This is a genomic window from Bradyrhizobium sp. (genome assembly GCF_030654605.1).
In the GTDB taxonomy this organism is placed as follows: Bacteria; Pseudomonadota; Alphaproteobacteria; order Rhizobiales; family Xanthobacteraceae; genus Bradyrhizobium.
On the sequence record NZ_JAURXB010000125.1, the window covers coordinates 1 to 6,165 of the forward strand.

Annotated in this window: 5 protein-coding genes and 1 pseudogene; 5 read left to right on the plus strand and 1 reads right to left on the minus strand. The window is 64.1% G+C overall.

Annotation, left to right across the window (positions count from 1 at the left end):
- From Q7U29_RS12830 to Q7U29_RS12840, 3 genes and pseudogenes are all read left to right on the plus strand, one after another.
- Window positions 1–1,059: ATP-binding protein (locus Q7U29_RS12830; RefSeq protein WP_304741928.1), on the plus strand; the 1,059-nt coding region annotated here is incomplete at its 5' end.
- The gene (locus Q7U29_RS12835) at window positions 1,056–1,745 is read left to right on the plus strand and encodes a response regulator (protein WP_304741930.1); all 690 of its coding nucleotides are present in this window, start codon (window positions 1,056–1,058) and stop codon (window positions 1,743–1,745) included. The genes Q7U29_RS12830 and Q7U29_RS12835, both read left to right, overlap by 4 nt.
- A 69-nt stretch (window positions 1,746–1,814) precedes the next feature.
- Window positions 1,815–2,033, plus strand: a pseudogene (locus Q7U29_RS12840) (DUF6496 domain-containing protein); the annotation flags it as partial.
- A 148-nt stretch (window positions 2,034–2,181) separates the two neighbouring features.
- Here Q7U29_RS12840 and Q7U29_RS12845 read toward each other — a convergent pair.
- Entirely contained in the window at window positions 2,182–3,069 is an 888-nt protein-coding gene (locus Q7U29_RS12845) for a Ku protein (RefSeq protein WP_304741934.1), read from the minus strand.
- A 186-nt stretch (window positions 3,070–3,255) separates the two neighbouring features.
- Here Q7U29_RS12845 and ligD point away from each other — a divergent pair, with 186 nt between their 5' ends.
- Entirely contained in the window at window positions 3,256–5,913 is a 2,658-nt protein-coding gene (gene ligD / locus Q7U29_RS12850; RefSeq protein WP_370691748.1) for a DNA ligase D, read from the plus strand.
- 137 nt (window positions 5,914–6,050) lie between these two features.
- The coding region (locus Q7U29_RS12855; protein WP_304741938.1) for an alpha/beta fold hydrolase at window positions 6,051–6,165 on the plus strand (115 nt) is incomplete at its 3' end.

Sequence of the window (6,165 nt, forward strand, 5' to 3'; positions counted from 1 at the left end):
GTGGTCCTGCTGTTGCCCGAAGACGGCGTCATTACCGTCAAGGCGGGCTATCCGCCCGAGGACCAGCTCGACAAGGCCGATCTCGCCGCCGCCAACTGGGCGTGGGCCAACGATCGCTCGGCCGGCCGCGGCGCGGACACGCTGCCGGGCGCCAAGCGCCTGTTCCTGCCGATGCGGACCGGTCGCGGGCCGATCGGCGTCATCGGCATCGACGACGATCGCACCGGACCGCTGCTCACCCCGGACCAGCGCCGGCTGCTCGATGCCCTGGTCGATCAGGGCGCGCTGGCGATCGAACGGGTGCAACTGGTGGAGGACATGGACCGCGTCAAGCGCTCCGTGGAGTCGGATCGCCTGCGGCAGGCGCTGCTGACCTCGATCTCGCACGATCTCAAGACGCCGCTGGCTTCGGTGCTCGGCGCCGCCTCCACGATGCGCGATCTCGCCAGCGGCCTGAGCGAACAGGAAAAGTACGATCTGCTGGCCACCGTGATCGACGAGTCCGAGCGGCTCAACCGCTTCATCGCCAATTTGCTCGACATGACCCGGCTGGAATCCGGCGCCATCGTGCCGAATACGGCGCTGCACGACATCGGCGAGATCGTCGGCAGCGTACTGCGCCGCGCCGGCAAGATCCTCGCGCACCACAAGGTGTCGCTGGAACTCGCCGCCGACATGCCGATGCTGCAAATCGACGCCGTGCTGTTCGAGCAGGCGCTGTTCAACCTGCTCGATAACGCCGCAAAATATGCGCCCGCGGATACCACGGTCACGATCAGGGCCGTGCGGGAGAACGCCTGGGTGGCCCTGCAGATCATCGACGAGGGCGGCGGCATTCCGCCCGAGGAGCTGGAGATGATTTTTGACAAGTTCTATCGCGCGCAAAAGGGCGATCATGTCCGCCCCGGCACCGGGCTCGGTCTGGCGATCTCCCGCGGCTTCGTCGAGGCCATGCATGGCACGATCCAGGCCGCCAACCGGACTGACCGCAGCGGCGCGGTGATGACGATCAGATTGCCGGTCCCGGCCGCATCGGACGCGCTGGACACCGCCGCATGAGTGCTGCCCCGATCAAGGTTCTGGTGATCGACGACGAGCCGCCGATCCGAAAATTGCTGCGGATGGGGTTGAGCACGCAGGGCTACGAGATCCTGGAAGCCTCCAACGGCAAGACCGCGCTGGAGTTGCTGGCGCAGGACCCCGCGCTGATCATTCTGGACCTCGGCCTGCCGGACATCCAGGGTCACGATCTGCTGCGCATGATCCGCGGCCGCAACGACAGCGTCCCGATCGTGGTGCTGTCGAGCCGCGGCGACGAGGCCGGCAAGGTCCAGGCGCTCGATCTCGGCGCCGACGATTACCTGACAAAGCCGTTCGGAATGGACGAGCTGCTGGCCCGCATGCGCGCGGCGTTGCGGCATCAGCTGCAGGTCGCAGGCGAACGCCCGCTGTTCCGCTCGGGCGATCTCACGGTCGACCTGGTGCGCCGCATCGTCAAGGTCGGCGACAAGGACGTCAAACTCTCGCCGAAAGAGTACGAATTGCTCCGCGTGCTGGTGCAGCACGCCGGCAAGGTCCTGACCCACCGGTTTCTGCTGAAGGAGCTGTGGGACGAACTGACCGACGCGCAATACCTGCGGGTGTATGTGCGCCAGCTCCGGCAGAAAATCGAAGCCGATCCGGAGCGCCCGCAATTCGTGCTGACCGAGACCGGCGTCGGCTATCGGCTGCGGGCGGGGGATTAGTGCGCTTTCGCCAATCGGGGAACCATCTCATTCGCCCAAGATTATTTTCCGGTAACCGGGAGAATCCACATGGCACGAAAATACTCCAAGAAAGCCTCCACCAAGGTCGCGCGCGCGATGAAGAAGCGCAAGGCCGGCACGCTGACGAGCGGCCGGTCCGGCAAGAAGGTCAAGAGCCGCAAGCAGGCGATCGCGATCGGTCTCTCCGAGGCGCGCGCGGAAGGCAAGAAGGTGCCGAAGAAGGCCACGAAGAAACGCAAGACGGCGAAGAAAAAGAAGGCGAAGAAGTAGGTCGCCATCGTCGTCCCTGCGCACGCAGGGACCCATAATCCCGGTCGTTCGACGCGATGGCGCAGTGGTTCAACAAGCTCAGTTGACATCATCCGCAGTTTCGCCGGCACGGCGTATGGGTCCCTGCGGGCGCAGGGACGACAAGTCACCCCGCCTTGCGCGCCCGCGCCGCGGAGCGGTGCGCCTTCTTGGCGGTCCGGCGCGGTGCGGCCCGGCGCGCCGGGGCATGACGGCCCCGTTTTGCCGATCCCCTGCCGCCTTTCAGGCTTTGCCTCAGCGCGTCCATCAGGTTGATGACGTTGTCCGGCTTGTCCCCGGCTTCGATGGCCTTCACCGGCTTGCCGGCGGCCTTGCGCCGGACCAGCGTCTTCAGCGCATTCTCGTACTCGTCCTTGAATTTCGAGGGATCGAAATGCGCGGCCTTGCTGTCGAGGATATGGCTCGCCAGCTCGACCATGTCTTTCGAGATCCTGGGACTCTTGATATCGCCGAAATAGTCGTCCTCGTCGCGCAGCTCATAGGGAAAGCGCAGCGTGGTGCCGAGCAGGCCCTTGCCGAGCGGCTCGATCGCGATGATGTGCTCGCGGTTGGTCAGCACGATGCGCGCCAGCGCGACGCGGTCCTGGTCCTTCATGGCGTCGCGGATCACGGCGAAGGCGTCGGCGCCGGCCTTGCCGTCGGGCGCGATGTAATAGGGGTTGTTGAGGTAGCGCTTGTCGATCTCGTCCCTCGGGACAAAACTGTCGATGTCGATGGTATGGTTGCTTTCGATCTGGACGGCTTCCAGCTCTTCCTTCTCGATCTCGACGTACTCGCCCTTCTTCAGCTCGTAGCCGCGACCCTTCTGGTCGCTTTCGACGACATCGCCGGTCTCGGAGTCGATCATCTGCTGCTTCAGCCGGTTGCCGGTCTCCTTGTTGATCATGTGGAAACGGGTTTTCTCTGATGACGTCGAGGCCGGATAGAGCAGGACCGGACAGGACACGAGGGAAAGTTTCAAGGACCCTTTCCAGTAGGCGCGCGGCGAGGCCATGGTTTCTCCAACCCGTTATGTGTGCGGAATAATTCGGCGCAAACGCATTCGGGAACTTCAACGGTAATTGAGGGTTTTGGTTCCAGGCTCTAAGGTCTCCAGGCTACAGGGTCTGCGCCGGGCGCCGGTACTCCAGTTGCGTGGGATTTGATCGTGTCACTCGGGAATTTGTCCACCTATCGCAAGATGCGCGATTTCGAGAAGACCGCCGAGCCCTCGGGCGAGGCCGAAGTCGCGCCGTCGAAGCGCCGGCGCTTCGTGATCCAGAAGCATGATGCGACCCGGCTGCATTACGACCTGCGGCTGGAATTCGACGGTGTCTTCAAGTCCTGGGCGGTGACAAAAGGGCCCTCGCTCGATCCGCACGACAAGCGCCTCGCGGTTGAGGTGGAAGATCATCCGCTCGACTATGGCGATTTCGAAGGCACCATTCCGGACGACCAGTATGGCGGCGGCACCGTGCAGCTGTGGGATCGCGGCTATTGGGAATCCGACGATCCGGAAAAGGGCTTCAAGAAAGGCGATCTGAAATTCACGCTGGATGGCGACAAGCTGCATGGCAGCTGGGTGCTGGTGCGGATGCGCCACGACCGCAATGGCGGCAAGCGCACCAACTGGCTGCTGATCAAGCATCGCGACGAGTTTGCCAGGGAAGGCAAGGCCAACAACATTCTGGATTCCGATCTGTCGGTCGCCTCGGGACGGTCGATGGAGCAGATCGCCGCCGGCAGGGGCAGGGCGCCAAAGCCGTTCATGCTGGCCAAGGGACTCGGCAAGGCCGGTCGTGGCAAGGCCGACGCGGTGTGGAATTCGAACCGGGGCGATGCCGCTGAGGCTCGTGCGGCGAAAAGGCAACCCGCCTCGCAATCGGCGAAGGCGCGAGCGCCGGCAAAGCCTGCCAGAGGCAAGAAGGTCGCAATGCCGGATTTCGTCGCACCTGAGCTCTGCACGCTGGTCGATCGTCCGCCCAGCGGGGATGGCTGGTGCCATGAAATAAAATTCGACGGCTACCGCGTGCAGTTGCGTGTCGAGGGCGGCGAGGCCGCGTTGATGACCCGCAAGGGGCTCGACTGGACCGACAAGTTTGGGGCGATCGCGAAAGCGGGCAGCGCGCTGCCAGATGGATTGATCGACGGCGAGATCGTCGCGCTCGATGAAAACGGTGCGCCGAACTTCTCGACGCTGCAGGCGGCGATTTCCGACGGCAAGACCGACACGCTCGTCTTTTTCGCGTTCGATCTGCTGTTCGTCGGTGGCGAAGACCTTCGCCGCCTGCCGCTGGGCGAGCGCAAGGAGCGACTGAAGAATCTGCTGGAGGCCCGCAAGGGCAAAAGCAGCCTGATCCGTTATGTCGAACATTTCGAGAGCGGCGGCGATGCCATCCTGCAATCGGCCTGCAAGCTGTCGCTGGAAGGCATCGTCTCCAAGAAGCTCAACGCACCCTATCGTTCCGGCCGATCCGAGAGCTGGACCAAGGCCAAATGCCGTGCCGGGCATGAGGTGGTGTTGGGAGGGTGGAAAACCACCAACGGCAAATTCCGCTCGCTGATGGCCGGCGTCCATCGCGGCGGTCACCTCGCCTTTGTCGGCATGGTCGGCACCGGATTCGGTCAGGATACGGTACGGCGGATCATGCCGGCGCTGAAGGCGGCGGCCTCGGACACGAGTCCGTTCGGCGGCAAGAATGCCCCGAAAAAGACCCGCGACGTGCACTGGCTGAAGCCTGAACTCGTCGCCGAGATCGAATTCGCCGGCTTCACCGGCGACGGCAATATCCGGCAGGCGGCGTTCAAGGGGCTGCGCCAGGACAAGCCGGCCGATGAAGTGGAGGCGGAAAAGCCGGCCATGACCAGGATCGCCATGCCCTCAGCCAAATCCAACGCCAGGCCTGCGGCCAAATCCGGCAAGCCGGCGCGGCCGGGATCAAGGACGGGAAAATCCGCCGAGGTGATGGGCGTCGTGATCTCCAAGCCAGACAAGGAGCTGTGGCCCGACGCCGGCGACGGCGAGGGCGTCACCAAGCTCGATCTCGCCCGCTATTTCGAGGCGGTCGGTGGCTGGATGATCGGCCATCTGAAGGGGCGGCCGTGCTCCGTGGTCCGCGCCCCCGACGGCATTGGCGGCGAGACCTTCTTCCAGCGCCATGCGATGCCGGGGACGTCGAACCTGCTGGAACTGGTAAAGGTCTCCGGCGACCGGAAACCCTACCTGCAGATCGATCGGGTCGAAGGACTGGCTGCTGTGGCGCAGATCGGCGGCCTCGAACTGCATCCGTGGAATTGCGCGCCGGATGCGCCTGACGTGCCGGGCCGGCTGGTGTTCGATCTCGATCCCGCGCCGGAAGTCGAATTCGCCGAGGTGATCGAGACCGCCAGGGAAATGCGGCAACGCCTCGCCGATCTCGGCATGGCGAGTTTCTGCAAGACCACAGGTGGCAAGGGTCTGCATGTGGTGACGCCGCTGGCCCATGGCGCCAGGGACAGGGTGACGTGGAAAGAAGCCAAAGCGTTCGCGCAGGGCGTTTGCCAGTGGATGGCCAATGAAGCGCCCGAGCGCTATCTGGTCAACATGTCGAAGAAGCTGCGCAAGGGAAAGATCTTCCTCGATTATCACCGCAACGACCGGATGGCGACCGCAGTAGCGGTGCTGTCGCCCCGCGCGCGCGAGGGCGCCACCGTCTCGATGCCGCTGACCTGGCCGCAGGTGCGCGGCGATCTCGATCCGAAACGCTACACCGTGCGCACCGTGCCGGCGCTGCTGGCGAAGACAAAGGCGTGGGACGGCTACGACGACGCGTCGTCATCGATCAAGGCCGCGATCAGGAAGCTGGCGGGGAAGGTCTAGCAACGTCATTCCGGGGCGCGCGTAGCGCGAACCCGGAATCTCACTCAATCGGTCGAGATTCCGGGTCCACGCGAAGGCGCGTGTCCCGGAATGATGATCCAGGATGACGAGCCAACAAGAGCAAGAAGGAGTCCACCATGCCGACCATCACCACCAAAGACGGCACCGAAATCTTCTACAAGGACTGGGGCAGCGGTCAGCCCATCGTGTTCAGCCACGGCTGGCCGTTGTCGTCCGACGACTGGGACACGC